Source organism: Acinetobacter sp. ANC 4216, from assembly GCF_004331195.1.
GTDB lineage: Bacteria > Pseudomonadota > Gammaproteobacteria > Pseudomonadales > Moraxellaceae > Acinetobacter > Acinetobacter kookii.
Genome location: NZ_SJOC01000016.1, coordinates 26,340 through 42,263, shown reverse-complemented (window position 1 = coordinate 42,263; position 15,924 = coordinate 26,340). Strand labels below are relative to the sequence as shown.

The 15,924-nt window shown below is 41.7% G+C and carries 15 protein-coding genes; 7 read left to right on the top strand and 8 right to left on the bottom strand.

From position 1 onward, the window contains the following. Positions 1-180: 180 nt before the first annotated feature. Together E0H88_RS13195 and E0H88_RS13190 are read left to right on the top strand one after the other, a co-directional pair. Positions 181-1,680, top strand: coding sequence for a cation:proton antiporter (locus tag E0H88_RS13195; RefSeq protein WP_092818719.1), 1,500 nt, complete (start codon positions 181-183; stop codon positions 1,678-1,680). Between the two features lie 82 nt (positions 1,681-1,762). Next, positions 1,763-2,101, top strand: coding sequence for an MGMT family protein (locus E0H88_RS13190; RefSeq protein WP_131274509.1), 339 nt, complete (start codon positions 1,763-1,765; stop codon positions 2,099-2,101). A 70-nt stretch (positions 2,102-2,171) separates the two neighbouring features. On the opposite strand, the gene E0H88_RS13185 is transcribed toward E0H88_RS13190, so the two are convergent. Next, positions 2,172-2,612, bottom strand: coding sequence for a universal stress protein (locus tag E0H88_RS13185; RefSeq protein ID WP_092818717.1), 441 nt, complete (start codon positions 2,610-2,612; stop codon positions 2,172-2,174). Positions 2,613-2,935: 323 nt separating this feature from the next. On the opposite strand from E0H88_RS13185, the gene E0H88_RS13180 reads away from it, so the two are divergent. Then, positions 2,936-4,354 carry a KAP family P-loop NTPase fold protein gene (locus tag E0H88_RS13180; RefSeq protein ID WP_131274508.1) on the top strand — a complete coding sequence of 473 codons (1,419 nt, stop codon included), beginning with the start codon at positions 2,936-2,938 and terminating at the stop codon, positions 4,352-4,354. On the opposite strand, the gene E0H88_RS13175 is transcribed toward E0H88_RS13180, so the two are convergent. Both E0H88_RS13175 and E0H88_RS13170 read right to left on the bottom strand, forming a co-directional pair. Next, positions 4,333-4,971, bottom strand: a complete 639-nt coding sequence (locus E0H88_RS13175; RefSeq protein ID WP_131274507.1) for a CatB-related O-acetyltransferase — start codon at positions 4,969-4,971, stop codon at positions 4,333-4,335. The genes E0H88_RS13180 and E0H88_RS13175 overlap by 22 nt on opposite strands. An 84-nt stretch (positions 4,972-5,055) precedes the next feature. Then, positions 5,056-5,466, bottom strand: coding sequence for a RidA family protein (locus E0H88_RS13170; RefSeq protein WP_131274506.1), 411 nt, complete (start codon positions 5,464-5,466; stop codon positions 5,056-5,058). A 139-nt stretch (positions 5,467-5,605) separates the two neighbouring features. Between E0H88_RS13170 and E0H88_RS13165 the strand changes: the two genes are divergently transcribed. Continuing rightward, entirely contained in the window at positions 5,606-6,193 is a 588-nt protein-coding gene (locus tag E0H88_RS13165; RefSeq protein ID WP_131274505.1) for a TetR/AcrR family transcriptional regulator, read from the top strand. A gap of 85 nt (positions 6,194-6,278) precedes the next feature. Here the strand turns inward: E0H88_RS13165 and greA are convergent, their stop codons facing one another. The 3 genes from greA to carA form a co-directional block, all read right to left on the bottom strand. After that, a complete protein-coding gene (gene greA / locus E0H88_RS13160) occupies positions 6,279-6,755 on the bottom strand; it encodes a transcription elongation factor GreA (RefSeq protein ID WP_086196278.1) in 477 nt (158 codons plus the stop codon). Positions 6,756-6,850: 95 nt separating this feature from the next. Next, on the bottom strand, positions 6,851-10,081 hold the full coding sequence (gene carB / locus E0H88_RS13155; protein ID WP_131274504.1) for a carbamoyl-phosphate synthase large subunit: 3,231 nt from the start codon (positions 10,079-10,081) through the stop codon (positions 6,851-6,853). A 13-nt stretch (positions 10,082-10,094) separates the two neighbouring features. Further along, positions 10,095-11,234, bottom strand: a complete 1,140-nt coding sequence (carA, locus tag E0H88_RS13150) for a glutamine-hydrolyzing carbamoyl-phosphate synthase small subunit (protein ID WP_131274503.1) — start codon at positions 11,232-11,234, stop codon at positions 10,095-10,097. A gap of 312 nt (positions 11,235-11,546) precedes the next feature. On the opposite strand from carA, the gene E0H88_RS13145 reads away from it, so the two are divergent. After that, the gene (locus E0H88_RS13145; protein WP_131274502.1) at positions 11,547-12,020 is read left to right on the top strand and encodes a hypothetical protein; all 474 of its coding nucleotides are present in this window, start codon (positions 11,547-11,549) and stop codon (positions 12,018-12,020) included. Between the two features lie 136 nt (positions 12,021-12,156). On the opposite strand, the gene E0H88_RS13140 is transcribed toward E0H88_RS13145, so the two are convergent. Both E0H88_RS13140 and yhbY read right to left on the bottom strand, forming a co-directional pair. Beyond that, complete coding sequence (locus E0H88_RS13140; RefSeq protein ID WP_131274501.1) at positions 12,157-12,696, bottom strand: DOMON-like domain-containing protein; 540 nt, start codon at positions 12,694-12,696, stop codon at positions 12,157-12,159. 9 nt (positions 12,697-12,705) lie between these two features. Then, positions 12,706-13,029 carry a ribosome assembly RNA-binding protein YhbY gene (gene yhbY / locus E0H88_RS13135; protein ID WP_092818708.1) on the bottom strand — a complete coding sequence of 108 codons (324 nt, stop codon included), beginning with the start codon at positions 13,027-13,029 and terminating at the stop codon, positions 12,706-12,708. A 195-nt stretch (positions 13,030-13,224) separates the two neighbouring features. Between yhbY and rlmE the strand changes: the two genes are divergently transcribed. Both rlmE and ftsH read left to right on the top strand, forming a co-directional pair. Next, a complete protein-coding gene (gene rlmE, locus E0H88_RS13130; protein ID WP_092818707.1) occupies positions 13,225-13,875 on the top strand; it encodes a 23S rRNA (uridine(2552)-2'-O)-methyltransferase RlmE in 651 nt (216 codons plus the stop codon). A gap of 132 nt (positions 13,876-14,007) precedes the next feature. Beyond that, positions 14,008-15,897: an ATP-dependent zinc metalloprotease FtsH gene (ftsH, locus tag E0H88_RS13125; protein WP_092818706.1), complete on the top strand. Its 1,890-nt coding sequence runs from the start codon at positions 14,008-14,010 to the stop codon at positions 15,895-15,897. Positions 15,898-15,924: the final 27 nt, after the last annotated feature.

Genomic DNA, 15,924 nt, shown 5'->3' with positions numbered 1-15,924 from the left:
CCGATCTTGGACTATGTTAAATCATTGCTAAAAATATGTAAAAAAACTTAACTATTTTGTAGAGCACTGAAAAAATGGTTAAACTCATTCGGTGAATAAATGTTATTGAATTAAATATTTACTTGGAAACGGTCGGACGCATTCGCTTTATTCCAATGAATAGCTCAAATTGGAACTTTAATGGGAAATTTCTTTTTTCTTCAAGTCTTTACAGTTATTTTTGCGCTTTCAATTGCAACAACTATTTTTAATAAGCGTATTTTAGGTTTCCCGCAGGCGATTGGTGTACCGATTGTTTCGGCAATTTTCGTTTTTATTTTGCAGTGGGGGGCCAGCCTGCTCAATGGTAACCAGTTTATTACCATTAATATTCATAATATTGAAGAAGCGGTCCGTCATATTGATTTTTATGACTTTTTAATTAATGGCGTAATCTGTTTTATTCTGACCTCTTCCGCTTTAAAATTTAAAGTGTCCGATTTAAAAAGCCACTGGAAGCCGATCAGTATCTTGGCCAGTATTGCACTGGTGCTTTGTGCGGTCTTTTTTGGTGTCACTTTATATGGCTATCAATTCCTGACCGGCAAGCATGTTGATTTACTGGTACTTTTACTGTTAGGTGCTGCACTGGGGGCTACGGACCCGATCGGGATTAAAGGCGTTCTCAGTTCGGTACGTGCACCGCATCACCTGATGGTCAAGCTGGAAGGGGAGTCGCTGTTTAATGATGCCATGTGTATCGCCTTATTCATGACATTATTGTATGTATTGCAGGGTGAACATTTTACCATTATAGGGACTTTGCAAACCTTGCTTTACGAGATTGTGGTTGCCGTGATTATTGGATGGGGCTTTGGTCTGGGCATTTTAAGATTGCTTCGTGGCAAACACGAAATGGAATCTTTGATTTTAACCACGGCATTGCTGGCCTGTGGTTCATATTTGGTGGCTTTATTTGCCCATGCCTCTGCACCCATTGCCTGTGTGATTGGCGGATTGGTGGTGGGGAATAAGTGGAAGGAAATTCTACAGGAACGTGAAATTCGTGAGGTCAACCATTTCTGGCATACCGTTGAAGGAATTATCAATTCCTTCTTGTTCACCTTGATTGGCCTGGAACTGTTTATTCTGGATTTAAGCATCAGCCTGATTCTAGGCGGTATTGTGGCATTCTTTATTCTTCATGCTTCACGTTTTGCCGCAAATTACCTGTCATTTGCCTTTTTCCCTAGTTTTCGAAATAAAAGCTATAACGGAAGTCTGGCCATTTTATCTTGGGGCGGGGTACGTGGCGGAATCTCGCTTGCCTTGATTCTGGCAGTCGCGAATATTCCTGAACTCAGTGAGTACAGCAGTATTCTGGTGGGCTATACCTTTATTGCCGTTTTACTTTCCGGCGTAGTTTGCGGACTGGGTTTACCTGCGGTCATGAATGCCTTTTATTACAACCCGAATGAAGAAACTGCAGGGTTTAAAGGGTGGTATCAACGCATGTGCCATAAAATGAACCGCAAAGGTTTTCAGTATATTGTCGGTGAAGATGCCAACGGCAATGAAACCATTACCGTATATAACCCGGATGCCTTAATTGATGAAAAAGCCGAAGATGGTGTGGCGGTAATGCATAATCCTGAGAAAGTACAGGTCGTGAAGCGTTTGGAAAGTCCGGATAATTTCTAAGCCTAAAACACAGATAAAAGAAGCTCATAACGGGCTTTTTTTATAGCTCGAAAGTTTCAATGGGATGATTTAAGGACCTGATATGCCAGAATATTCAAGTCGTTCTACGGATGAGTTAGCGCGCCAAATTCTACAAGTGGTTGCCTTAATTCCATATGGGAAAGTGGCTTCATACGGGCAAATTGCCAAGATGGCGGGCTTGCCCAAACATGCACGTTTAGTGGGTTATGTATTAAAGCATCTCGATTCAGAGGCGGAAATTCCCTGGCATAGGGTCATCAATTCTCAAGGAAAAATTAGCCTAAGTAAACTGGATGATCAGGGTGAAAATATCCAGCGCGTAAAATTACTGGCAGAGGGGGTAATGGTGATTGGAGATAAAATTAATCTAAAACAATATCAGTGGAACAACAGTTTATAAAAGATGAGCATTATGGGAATCAAATTTTCCCACCTTTAGTTTAGATAAAGATGGGAAATACAATAGGATATTATTCGCGGACAATCAGTACTGGAATATGTGATTCTCCGAGTACACTCTGAGCCACGCTACCCAGGAACAGTTTTTTCAGACCTGTACGGCCATGTGAACCAATAATGATTAAATCGGCATGGCTGTCTTCAGCAGCTCTCACAATTTCACGATGAATGACTTGTCCTTCAAGAAGTTTAGTTTCAACTTCAAGGCCTTGTTCGTTGAATTTTGCCTTTGTTGCAGCAAGAGACTCAACAACTGCATTACGTGCACGTTCAATCAAGTCGTTGGTTTGATTGGCAGAAATGTATTCTGCTGCAATATAGGGGTCAAGTGCCAAAACTTGAACTACGGTGATTTTGCTGCCAAATGCTTTTGCAAACTCAGCTGCTTTAGCTACTGCTGCATAAGCTGTTTCTGAACCGTCAACTGGTACTAAAATATTTTGATAAGACATGTGTATTTCTCCTTATAATCCTTACTAAAACGTATCACATCAAGACTATGATTTTTTGTTCAATAAAAACGTTTGAAATTTGATACTAGCTGTATTTCTATTAAAATAAAACCCAGTAATTTCATAGGGATAATTTAATCCCAAAAACAATTTTATAATTTAATCTATCATGATTTTGTTTAAAAACTAGCGGGCTTAAAACTAAAGTCTGAGGAAATTGTAAGCAGATTTTTTATTTGCAACTATATGTAAAAATAGATATGAACAGTTCTTTAAAATTGTCCTATTATAAGTGTAGTAACTTATTAATAATGAATTAAAAAATGAATGAAACAGATCAGTTAAATTGGCAACGTGATAATTTTGAAAATGACTTTGAAGCTTGGGAAGGTGATCTTTGGGATAGAAAACGTCTTGGTATTCAACTCACAAACTATGTAGATCGGTTGCAATGCGGAGCTGTATTGGCTTTAGATGCACGGTGGGGTGAAGGGAAAACGTGGTTTGTTCGGCATTGGGCTAAACATTTAGATGATATAAATCATAATGTGATTTATTTGGATGCTTTTGCGAATGATTATTTGGATGATCCTTTTTTAACAATTGCAGCAGAGATTAGCCAAGCTTTTAAGGATTCTGATGAAATTGGTATTGAAGAGGTTAATGACTTTAATTCAAAGACTGCATCAGTTTTAATTTCATTAGCTGCAATTCTGCCAGTGATAGCTGCCAAAGCGGGACTGCATTGGATCGGGCTTGGTGGGGTAGGAGAAGCTTGGCAAGAAGTATATAAAGAGGGGAAAGAAGTTTTCGATACAGTCAGTGATGAAATATCAGTTAAAGTAAAAGAACAAATAGAAAAGAAAATTGAAAATCATCATATAGAAAAGCAAACAATTCAAGATTTTAAAAAAGAACTAGCCGAACTTGCTGCTCAATTAGAAAAACCTTTAGTTTTTATAATCGATGAACTTGACCGTTGTCGTCCTGACTTTGCGATTCGTTTAATTGAAAGAATTAAACATTTCTTTGATATTCCTAAGATTGTATTTGTTTTAGTTATGGATAAGGCTCAATTTTCAAAAGTCGTATGTCATAACTATGGGTATGATGAAAAGATTGGTGAAGAGTATTTAGATAAGTTTATTGATTTTACAGTGGGATTAAATTCATTAGCTCCTGGCTTAATGGATCATTTTAAAATAAATATACATAGTACATTTAAAAATTTAGGAATAGATTTAAACGATCAAGATCTTAATGGTTGCATAGAACTTATAGACTTCTATGTGAAAGAAAAAAAATTATCAAAGAGAGCAATTTTGAAGTTAGCAAGTCAGTTTGCATTACTCTATTCGACTAGTTTTGATAGTAATAAAAATCAGCTATTAATAATGTTTTTATTAAATCCTGCATTTCTCTTAAAAAGTAATACTTCTTTGGAGTTACTTAAAATTTTATTAGAGCAAATGAATAATTATGTTGAATTGCACAAAGGTGATTTTGAAAAATACCATGGAGAAAATTATAGAGCTGATAGTCCTCTTACAGTATTAATGAGAAAAGCAAATTTCTTTCAAGACGAACTTGGAATCTTAATTTTTATTCAATTAGTTGAATATTATGAGCAGTTGGTTAACTCACAGAAAAGGTTTAGCGTTGTATCAGTCCGAAACCTTAGACCAACTGATAATAAAGATTTTCATAGTGGTTGGAAGAACTATATATTCGGAGGAATTTGATTTTTCAAAAATGCTCTTAATAAGTCAATATCCTCAGTCTGCAACTGCTCACGCATCTTTAAAAACTGCTTTTCATCTAAATCATAGAGTTTAAGTGAAAGCAGTTTTTCTATATCAGCTTCGGAAAAGCGGTATTTAATAATTTTTGCAGGCACACCACCGACTACGGCATAAGGCGGCACGTCTTTTGTGACCACTGCACCTGTCGCCACCACAGCCCCTTCACCCAGCTTAACGCCCTGCATAATCATGGCGCGTGAGCCAATCCAACAGCCATCACCAATCACGGTATCACCCGCAGGCACAAAACTACGGGTATCAAACGGAAAAGCTGAAATCCAGTCGGTACGGTGTAATTGGTTGCCACCCATCATAATCACGCACTCGGCACCAAAACAGACAAAATTGCCGATATAAAGCTGATCAATTGGCTTCTCAGGTGTAGCTGGCTTGTCATGCAGGTAACGCACCACACAGCGCTCAAAACCCTGATCCCAATAAGCTGAGTAATAGCTGTAATTGCCCTTGATATGAATATTTGGATTCTTCACCGTTTTCGAGATGAATTCGAATTCACACCAGTGATTCACAGGGGAATTAATTAACTTTTCAGACATAAAAAGTACAACTTAAAGGGAAAAGCCATTATAACCAATTGAGCTGATGTCGTGCGTCCTTCATCCCTATCAAAAAATAAATTGCTAGACTGAAGTGTTCGCAGGAAGGCCTGGAATACGCGCAATGACTTTAATTTCAAAATCAAAACCTGCAAGCCAATTTACACCAATTGCTGTCCAGTTTGGATAAGGCTTTTGCGTAAACACCTGATTTTTAACTTTCATAATGGTTTCAAATTGCTGTTCAGGGTTGGTATGAAAGGTGGTGACATCGACAATATCATCGAAAGTACAGCCTGCCGCAGCGAGTGTATGGTTAAGATTCTGAAATGCCAATTTTACCTGTTTCTCAAAGTCAGGTTCAGGACTGCCATCCTCACGGCTACCGACCTGACCTGATACAAAGAGTAAATTTTCCGATTTAATGGCAGCAGAGTAACCATGCTGTTCATACAGGGCATGGCGGTCTTGGGGAAATATTGCAGTTCTAGTCATGTTTATTCTCATTCAATATCTGGTTTAAAAGTAGAGTTAAAAGCAGCTTTGCTTTTCACATACGCCTCGTATGTAAACATAATTGACATACGAATCGTATGTCAATTAAAATTTTTGTGATGATGAGGTAATCAAAACAATGTCTGTTCGTGAACAAAAAATGGCGGCAACCCGCAAAAAACTCATAGAAGTCGCGCGCCGTGCCTTTGCTGAATATGGCTATGCAGACACCTCAATGGATAAACTCACGGCAGAAGCAGGGCTGACCCGTGGTGCGCTGTACCATCATTTTGGAGATAAACGCGGCTTGTTTGCTGCTGTGGTCGATCAAATTGATTCAGAAATGGCTTCATCTGCCCAGCAGCATCTGGAGCAACCTGAAGATCTTTGGGAAGGGTTGATGCTTGAAGGGCAAACCTATATTGAAAATGCCTTGAATCCTGAGTTTCAGCGGATTGTATTACGCGACGGGCCTGCAGTACTAGGTGATCCTGCACATTGGCCAAGTCAAAACAAATGCTTGCAGTCTACCCGTGAATGCGTAGAACAGTTATTGGCAGCAGACCGAATTAAAGCAGTGCATTCTGAAGCGGCAGCCGTATTTTTAAATGGGGCAGCCATGAATGCAGCACTTTGGGTGGCTTCTAGCGAGCATCCTGAGCAGGTATTGCCAGAAGCATTACATGCCTTCCAACTCTTTGCATCCGGATTCTTAAAAGAAGGATAGAGCAGGGGGTATTGATAATCAATTGTCTAGGTATAAAAAACCCCTCAACCGAGGGGTCTTACAGCCTGAAATATCTATTTAAAACTTAGATGTATTCAACTTTCACAATTTCGTATTCAACTTCGCCTTGCGGTGTTACGATTTTCACTTCGTCGCCTTCGTTTTTACCCAACAGGCCACGTGCGATCGGAGAGTTCACTGAAATCTTGTTGATCTTAAAGTCGGCTTCGTCATCGCCAACAATTTTATAGGTCTTCTGTTCTTCAGTGTCGATATTTTCAATCGTTACGGTTACCCCAAAAACCACACGACCATTTTGCTCAAGTGTTTTTACATCAATTACCTGGCAAGCACCGAGTTTACCTTCAATGTCTTGAATGCGACCTTCACAAAAACCTTGCTGTTCCCGCGCTGCGTGGTATTCCGCGTTTTCTTTCAAATCCCCATGTTCGCGTGCTTCCGCAATTGCGGCAGTAATACGCGGACGATCAATACTTTTTAATTGATGTAATTCTTTCTCTAAGGCAATCTTGCCTTCAGGAGTCATAGGATAACGTTGCATTGTTGTCCCTCATAAATTGGTATTTAAAAAATACAGGTTTATAAAATGAAAAAAAGCCCGCCACCGAGAGGTGACGGGACTTCTCGGTAACTTAATTAACCTTTGGTAAGGTCTTGCAAGCGGTAAACATCCATCGGCAATTTAATTGCTAAAGCTTGGCATACAGCATCTGCACCATTCAAAGTTGTTGTGTGATACACCTTACCTTGAAGCGCAGAGCGGCGGATCGAGAATGAATCCTGCTGAGCTTGTTTGCCTTCAGTTGTATTGATAATGAGGTGAATCTCGCCATTTTTCAAGCGGTCAACAATATTTGGACGGCCTTCAGTTACTTTATTCACACGTTCACATTCAATACCTGCTGCTTTAATCACGTCATACGTGCCGCCAGTTGCAAGAATCTTGAAGCCGAAACCAGCTAACTGCTTCGCAATACCTGCAGCGCGAGGCTTGTCAGAGTCACGAACAGAGATGAATGCATGCTTCACTTCACCTTCGGTTGGAAGGCCAGGTAAGCGTTCATTCGCGCCAAGTACAGCTTTGTAGAATGCTTCGCCGAATGTTTTACCAACACCCATCACTTCACCTGTAGATTTCATCTCAGGCCCAAGGATTGGATCAACACCAGGGAATTTGTTGAATGGGAACACTGCTTCTTTTACAGAGAAGTGTTCAGGAATAATCTCTGAAGTGAAACCTTGCGATTCTAGAGATTGGCCTGCCATACAACGTGCAGCAACTTTCGCTAAAGATTCACCGATACACTTGGAAACGAATGGAACTGTACGTGATGCACGTGGGTTCACTTCCAGGATGTATACGTCAGTACCTTTAACCGCAAACTGTACGTTCATTAAACCTACAACGCCAAGTTCTTTTGCCATTGCAATGGTTTGACGACGCATTTCATCTTGAATTTCATCAGATAACGAATACGGAGGAATCGAACATGCTGAGTCACCAGAGTGAATGCCGGCTTGTTCAATGTGCTGCATGATACCGCCAATCACAACGTCTTTACCGTCAGATACGCAGTCCACGTCAACTTCGATGGCATCATCCAGGAAGCGGTCAAGAAGTACAGGCGCTTCGTTCGATGCCTGAACCGCATCACGTAAGTAGCGTTTCAATTCTTCGTCGTTGTAAACGATTTCCATCGCACGACCGCCAAGCACGTAAGAAGGACGTACTACAAGCGGATAGCCAACTTTCGCTGCTTCAGCCATACCTTCTTCAGCAGATTTTACGATGCTGTTGTTTGGTTGACGAAGTTGCAGACGTTGAATCATTTGTTGGAAACGTTCACGGTCTTCTGCACGGTCAATTGCGTCAGGCGATGTACCGATAATTGGCGCACCCGCTTCTTCCAAAGCACGAGCCAGTTTCAGCGGAGTTTGACCACCGTATTGTACGATAATGCCTTTAGGCTTCTCGATACGTACGATTTCAAGTACATCTTCAAGCGTAATCGGTTCGAAGTACAAACGATCTGAAGTGTCATAGTCAGTCGAAACAGTTTCAGGGTTACAGTTCACCATGATGGTTTCATAACCGTCTTCACGCATTGCAAGGGCCGCGTGTACACAGCAGTAATCGAATTCGATACCTTGACCAATACGGTTAGGACCGCCACCGATCACCATAATCTTGTCTTTAGTAGACGGATTCGCTTCACACTCTTCATCGTAAGTTGAATACATGTAAGCTGTATCAGATTCGAATTCTGCAGCGCATGTATCTACACGTTTGTACACTGGGGTTACGCCCAGGTTCCAACGGTGTTTACGGAATTGCTTTTGCGAAATGCCCATCAGGTTCGCAATGCGAAGGTCAGATAAACCTTTGCGTTTGAATGAACGGATATTGTCCGCATTCAAGTCACCAAAACCTAAAGTTTTGATTTGGTTTTCAGTTTTGATGATGTCTTCGATTTGAATCAAGAACCAACGGTCGATTTTGGTCGCCTGGAATACATCTTCTAAAGAGAAACCGTGACGGAATGCGTCAGCCACATACCAGATACGCTCTGGACCTGGAACGCGAAGTTCTTGAAGAATCTTCTCACGCGCGCCTTCAGTGCCGACTTCGATTTTTTCATCAAAGCCAGTTGCACCCACTTCAAGACCACGAAGTGCTTTAGATACAGACTCCTGGAAGTTACGGCCAATCGCCATTACTTCACCTACAGATTTCATCTGAGTTGTAAGTGTAGCGTCAGCTTGAGGGAACTTCTCAAAGTTAAAACGAGGAATCTTCGTTACAACGTAGTCAATTGCAGGTTCGAATGATGCTGGAGTTGTACCGCCAGTGATGTCGTTTTTCAACTCATCAAGGGTATAACCCACAGCCAGTTTCGCAGCGATTTTCGCAATCGGGAAACCAGTTGCTTTTGATGCCAATGCAGATGAACGAGAAACACGCGGGTTCATCTCAATCACAACCATACGGCCGTCTTTCGGGTTAATACCGAACTGAACGTTTGAACCGCCAGTTTCTACACCAATTTCACGTAAAACAGCTAAAGAAGCATTACGAAGTAACTGGAATTCTTTATCCGTCAATGTTTGTGCAGGCGCAACAGTGATTGAGTCACCTGTATGCACGCCCATTGGGTCAAAATTTTCAATGGTACATACAATAATACAGTTGTCGTTTTTGTCACGAACAACTTCCATCTCGTATTCTTTCCAACCAATTAAAGATTCATCGATCAATAATTGTTTGGTTGGAGAAAGGTCGAAACCGCGTTCACAGATTTCAATGAATTCCTCGCGGTTGTACGCGATACCGCCGCCTGAACCACCCATAGTGAATGACGGACGGATAATCACTGGGAAGCCGAAACGTGCTTGAATTTCAAGCGCGTGTTCCATTGATTCAGCAACGTCAGCTTTTGGACATTCAAGACCAATTTTACGCATTGCCTGGTCGAAGAGTTTACGGTCTTCAGCTTTTTCGATCGCTTCTTTGGTCGCACCGATCAATTCAACATTGTATTTTTCTAAAATGCCGTGCTCGTCTAGGGCAAGGGCACAGTTCAATGCAGTTTGACCGCCCATGGTTGGAAGAACTGCATCTGGGCGTTCTTTCTCAATGATGGCTGCAACAGTTTGCCAGGTGATTGGCTCGATGTAAGTCGCATCTGCCATAGCAGGGTCAGTCATGATGGTCGCTGGGTTAGAGTTGACCAAAATAACACGGTAGCCTTCTTCACGAAGCGCTTTACACGCTTGAGCACCTGAGTAGTCAAACTCACATGCCTGACCGATCACAATCGGACCTGCACCGATAATTAAGATGCTTTTAATGTCTGTACGTTTAGCCATGATGCTTCCTTAATTACTTCTTAGATGCTTCGATAAGTTCGATGAAATGATCGAACAATGGTGCGCAGTCATGTGGACCAGGGCTTGCTTCAGGGTGACCCTGGAAGCTGAACGCAGGTTTGTCTGTGCGATGCATACCTTGCAAGGTTTGGTCGAACAGTGATTTGTGCGTTGCTTTCAAGTTAGCCGGTAGCGTATCTGTATCTACTGCGAAGCCGTGGTTTTGAGAAGTAATCATCACTGTACCATCTTCAAGATTTTGTACAGGATGGTTGGCACCGTGGTGACCGTGAGGCATTTTCACAGTTTTTGCACCTGAGGCAAGTGCAAGAATCTGGTGACCTAAACAAATACCAAATACTGGAATTTCAGTCGTTTCTACAATTGTTTTTACAGCTTCAATTGCATAGTCACATGCAGCTGGATCGCCAGGGCCGTTTGATAAGAACACGCCATCTGGATTCAACGCTAACACGTCAGCAGCAGGAGTTTGTGCAGGAACAACAGTCAGTTTACAACCGCGGTCTGCAAGCATACGTAAGATGTTGGTTTTGACACCGTAATCGTATGCAACAACATGGAATTTAAGTTCAGGTTGAGAGAACCCTTTGCCTAGAGTCCAAGAGCCTTCTGTCCATTCAAAACCTTCAGGGTCGCAGCATTCTTTAGCAAGGTCTAAACCATTTAAACCGCCAAAAGCACGGGCTTTAGCTAAAGCGTCTTCCTCTGTAGCGTTTTCGCCAGCAAGGATACAACCGTTTTGTGCACCTTTAGATCGCAGAATACGCGTTAGTTTACGAGTATCAATGTCTGCGATAGCCACAACGTTGTGTTGTTTAAGATAATCACCAAGTGATTGCTCAGCACGGAAGTTGCTATGCAATAAAGGCAGGTCACGAATGATCAATCCGTTGGCCCATACTTTATGAATTCGACCTGACTCAGCGTCTTCTTCGTTACAACCTGTATTGCCAATATGTGGGTAAGTGAGGGTGACAAGTTGCTGTGCATAACTCGGGTCAGTCAAAATTTCTTGATAGCCAGTCATGGCAGTGTTGAAAACGACTTCACCAGTCGTACTACCCGATGCGCCAATTGAAGTACCTTTAAAAATAGTACCATCGGCAAGGGCTAAAATTGCTGGGGTGCTCAAACCAAAGCTCCTGAAATTTAGGCTGTAAAAAAGCGAGTAGACGAAAAAAAAGGAAGGTTATTATAAAACCTACCCTCCCTCTGTCTGCTCGCTTGAACTTAACACGGCATTATACGCAGAAAGCCTTTTAAAGTCCATTTAATTTACTAGGAATATGTAAGATAAATGCCTTGTCTTTTGCTGAGAACTCTGTATGAGCATCTGTGTATATAAAATGTAAGCAAATTAGAATTGTCTGACAAATCAAAACTTAAATTTTATCAAAACCGAATACGCTAGGTTTCTCATGTAATAACTATTAGGAAAAAGATCATGACAGTAGAACAAAAGCCGGTAAAAGCAAAAACCACATTAAAAGAGGTAGTTGCAGAAGGTGCGGACAAATTGGAACTCGCGTCTAAAGAGGCACAGCAGAAAGTGAAAGAAGCAGTGACTGAATCGACTGAAAACGTAAAAACTGAAGCGAAGGAGGTACAGGCAAATGTTCAGGAGCAGATTCAAAGTTTAAAACAGGACCTTTTTCAGCGTATTGAAGCCATTAAAAAGCAATTGAGTTTTTCACCGAAAGATTTGGCAGAGCTGAAAGAATTCGTAAAAGCTGAATTGACGGCGGTCATTGAAGACTTATCGAAAATGGGTAAGGAGTTAAAAGAAGATGTCAGCCTAATTTCAGTAAAACATAAAGATCATCTGACTGAAACCTTAAAACGTTCTAAAGAGCATACTTTAGATGTGTGGAAAAAGGTCTCAGTGAAGTCTGAAGATGAACCTACTTTAAAAAGCTGATAGAGAGCTAGACAAATCTGCTGATCTAGGGGCGAGGAAGGGGGCTATGCCAGTTTTCCTAAACGACACCTTGAAAACATAAAAAAGTGAGGTACATTGCCTCACTTTTTTATTGCTTCAATATTGCTGCTATGCCTTAGAACCGATGCAGCCAATCCCGCTTGTTGTGAAAGTCTGCATTTGGACTGCTGTGTTGCATTGCATAATATTGCTCGCCTTGCGAAGTTTTAAGTACAGCAGTTAAGCCTAGGAACAAATCTGACCATTGTAATTTGTGCTTTAACATGAACTCGGTTAAGTCCAAGCTCACATTTAAACCATAATGGGTGCGTTTGAGCTGGTTGAGTTCAATATCATCTGCGGCTTGAGGGGGCATATCTTCCGGATAGCGATATTCTTCAAACTGATAGGCCTGCCAAGCCTGGGAAGGAGAGAGGTTGATTTCACGATAGAAATCCTCTCCCTGCACACCTATAAAAACTTCAAAACAGGTGTGTTCCCATAAAAAATCCTGACGCGGATAATCTGGAACCAGTTCAGGCCATTGCATAAGCTGATTGGGGTCGCGTAACCAGTAGCCAATATTCAAGGTATAAGGGCTTTGTTGTTCAATCGCAGCAACCAGGGAGATCGATTGAAAGCGACGATCAAAGGCGCTAAGTTCGTAACTTGCCATGAAATCTGCTTAGTTGGATAAATGAGCGTGACGAACCAGGTTGGATAATTTGGCATTCTGTTTTGCCGCTTTTTTATAAATCAGCGCAATTTTACCAATTTTTTGAACAACTTCAGCACCAGTTTGAGCTGAAAGCTCTTCGATTAAAGAGGCGCGTTCTTCACGATCTTCAGCCACGATTTTCACTTTAATCAATTCGTGATCGTTTAAAGCGCGGTTTAGTTCTTCAACTACAGCTTCAGTCAAACCTTTATCGCCCAGCATAACCACCGGGTTTAATGCATGTCCGATTTGACGTAAACGTTTACGTTCCTGAATAGATAAAGCCGCCATAAAGATAACCTAATTTTAAAAACGGCTTAGTATAACAAATGCCAAGTTTAAACGCTTTATATTCTGTTGAAATAATCGATTTCAATTATTGAAAAAAACCTTTCAAAGATCGGATTTAGATACAGATGTATACTGCAAGGGATATGTTTTTCACGTACAATCACATATTAGAAGTTTTTTATTATTTAGAGAGTTATGGCGACACGCATTACCAACCAGAAGTTGTCAAAAAGTAGTCGAGAGTGGATGCGCGAGCATTTGGATGATCCTTTTGTAAAGAAAGCCCAAAAGGAAGGTTATCGTGCGCGTGCGGCTTATAAGCTTCTTGAAATTCAAGAAAAATACAAAATTATTAAACCGGGCATGACCGTCGTTGACCTGGGCGCAGCACCCGGCAGCTGGTCGCAGATTGCAGGTAAACTGGTCGGCGATAAAGGCCTATTGATTGCCTCCGATATTTTACCTATGGATGCATTGCCAGATGTAACCTTCCTGCAAGGCGACTTCCGTGAGGAAGAAGTTTTTGAAAAATTGTTAAATATTTTAAACGGACGGACTGTAGACGTTGTAATTTCGGATATGGCCCCCAATACATCAGGTAATAAGGCTGTAGATCAACCTCGCCAAATTTACTTGTGTGAACTGGCTCTAGATTTTGCCAACAAGGTTTTAGGACCTAAAGGCCAATTTGTAGTCAAGGTTTTCCAAGGCACCGGATTTGACGAATTCCGTAAACAGGTTGTAGATAACTTCGATGTATTGAAGACAGCAAAACCTGCTGCTTCACGTGCCCGTTCTAAAGAAGTATTTTTAATCGGGCAAGGTCGTAAGAAGGCTTCTAGATAAAGTTTACTTGCCAAGACGTTAAAAATTGTGCATTTTGTACATTTTTAAAATATTGCAAAGCTGATCTTCAGCTTAAATTAAGGTCACCCATTTGTGGGCATGATCAAATTAGATTGATATGGGAATAAAGCTTTGAGCGATCTCTTCAAGAATGCCGTATTGTGGCTGGTTATACTGGGTGTACTGATTCTGATTTTCAGTAACATCAGTGACCGCAATCAACCGACAGCAATGAATTATTCAGAGTTTGTTTCAGCGGTGAATGCTGGTCAAATTAAGCAAGTCACCATTGATGGCGAAAGAATTCGGGGTGAAAAAACAAACGGTTCAGAGTTTGAAAGCATTCGTCCTGCGGTTCAAGACCCGGAATTGATGCCAAACCTCATTAAACATAATGTTGTTGTAGAAGGGACTGCACCGCAACGTCAAGGTTTGTTGATGCAACTTCTTATCGCTAGCTTCCCTGTACTTTTGATCATTTTGTTATTCATGTTCTTTATGCGCAACATGGGTGGTGGTGCAGGTGGTAAAAGTGGTCCAATGAGTTTTGGTAAATCAAAAGCCAAAATGCTGTCAGAAGACCAGATTAAAGTGACATTTACCGATGTTGCTGGCTGTGACGAAGCTAAACAAGAAGTTGTTGAAATTGTAGATTTCTTGAAAGATCCATCTAAATTTAAACGTCTGGGTGCAAGTATTCCTAAAGGCGTGTTGATGGTTGGTCCTCCAGGTACGGGTAAAACCTTGCTGGCTAAAGCGATTGCGGGTGAAGCGAAAGTTCCGTTTTTTAGTATTTCCGGTTCTGACTTTGTTGAAATGTTTGTAGGTGTCGGTGCATCACGTGTCCGTGACATGTTTGAACAGGCGAAACGCCATGCACCATGTATCATCTTTATTGACGAGATTGATGCGGTCGGTCGTCACCGTGGTTCAGGTACGGGTGGCGGTCATGATGAACGTGAACAGACACTCAACCAGATGCTGGTAGAAATGGATGGTTTCGAAGGCAATGAAGGTATTATTGTCATTGCTGCAACCAACCGTGCCGATGTACTGGATAAAGCCTTGCTTCGTCCAGGCCGTTTTGACCGTCAGGTCATGGTAGGTTTGCCAGACATTAAAGGTCGTGAACAGATTCTGAATGTACATTTGAAAAAATTGCCTTCGCACACCGGTGTAGATGTGAAAGTGTTGGCTCGTGGTACACCTGGTTTCTCTGGTGCACAATTGGCAAACCTGGTAAACGAAGCAGCGTTATTTGCTGCACGTCGTAATAAGAACACCGTCGACATGCATGACTTTGAGGATGCAAAAGACAAGATCTATATGGGTCCTGAACGTAAATCGATGGTGCTTCGTGAAGAAGAACGTCGTGCTACCGCTTATCATGAAGCAGGTCATGCCATTGTCGCGGAAATCTTGCCGGGTACGGACCCTGTACATAAGGTGACCATTATGCCGCGCGGTTGGGCATTGGGTGTAACCTGGCAGTTGCCGGAACAAGATGCAATTAGTCATTACAAAGACAAAATGCTGAATGAAATTTCAATTTTATTCGGTGGTCGTATTGCAGAAGAAGTGTTCATTAACCAGATGTCGACTGGTGCTTCCAACGACTTTGAGCGTGCAACCAAAATGGCACGTGCAATGGTCACCAAGTACGGTATGTCTGACAAAATGGGCGTGATGGTTTATGAAGATGAAAACCAAAACGGCTTCTTTGGAAATGTAGGAAGCCGTACCATTTCTGAAGCAACCCAGCAACAGGTGGATGCTGAAGTTCGCCGGATTCTGGACGAGCAGTATAAAGTTGCTCGCAATATTTTGGAAAATAACAAAGAGATTGCGCATGCAATGGTAAAAGCGTTGATGGAATGGGAAACCATTGATCGTGACCAAATCCGTGACATCATGGAAGGTCGTGAACCACAACCACCTAAAGTTTATGTTGCTGAAAATCCGGTGATTGATGTAACACCAACAGATGGTCCTGCAACACCTCCACCATTGCCAGCAAGTTAAGATCTTTAAAAAAACCACCTTCGGGTG

Bases quoted from the DNA above. Each gene is read 5' to 3' on its own strand.
- E0H88_RS13165 (WP_131274505.1), top strand. From the start codon at position 5,606: ATGTCTGTTCGTGAACAAAAAATGGCGGCAACCCGCAAAAAACTCATA.
- E0H88_RS13170 (WP_131274506.1), bottom strand. From the start codon at position 5,466: ATGACTAGAACTGCAATATTTCCCCAAGACCGCCATGCCCTGTATGAA.
- greA (WP_086196278.1), bottom strand. From the start codon at position 6,755: ATGCAACGTTATCCTATGACTCCTGAAGGCAAGATTGCCTTAGAGAAA.
- E0H88_RS13145 (WP_131274502.1), top strand. From the start codon at position 11,547: ATGACAGTAGAACAAAAGCCGGTAAAAGCAAAAACCACATTAAAAGAG.
- rlmE (WP_092818707.1), top strand. From the start codon at position 13,225: ATGGCGACACGCATTACCAACCAGAAGTTGTCAAAAAGTAGTCGAGAG.
- E0H88_RS13185 (WP_092818717.1), bottom strand. From the start codon at position 2,612: ATGTCTTATCAAAATATTTTAGTACCAGTTGACGGTTCAGAAACAGCT.
- E0H88_RS13180 (WP_131274508.1), top strand. From the start codon at position 2,936: ATGAATGAAACAGATCAGTTAAATTGGCAACGTGATAATTTTGAAAAT.
- E0H88_RS13140 (WP_131274501.1), bottom strand. From the start codon at position 12,696: ATGGCAAGTTACGAACTTAGCGCCTTTGATCGTCGCTTTCAATCGATC.
- E0H88_RS13190 (WP_131274509.1), top strand. From the start codon at position 1,763: ATGCCAGAATATTCAAGTCGTTCTACGGATGAGTTAGCGCGCCAAATT.
- E0H88_RS13175 (WP_131274507.1), bottom strand. From the start codon at position 4,971: ATGTCTGAAAAGTTAATTAATTCCCCTGTGAATCACTGGTGTGAATTC.
- carB (WP_131274504.1), bottom strand. From the start codon at position 10,081: ATGGCTAAACGTACAGACATTAAAAGCATCTTAATTATCGGTGCAGGT.
- yhbY (WP_092818708.1), bottom strand. From the start codon at position 13,029: ATGGCGGCTTTATCTATTCAGGAACGTAAACGTTTACGTCAAATCGGA.
- E0H88_RS13195 (WP_092818719.1), top strand. From the start codon at position 181: ATGGGAAATTTCTTTTTTCTTCAAGTCTTTACAGTTATTTTTGCGCTT.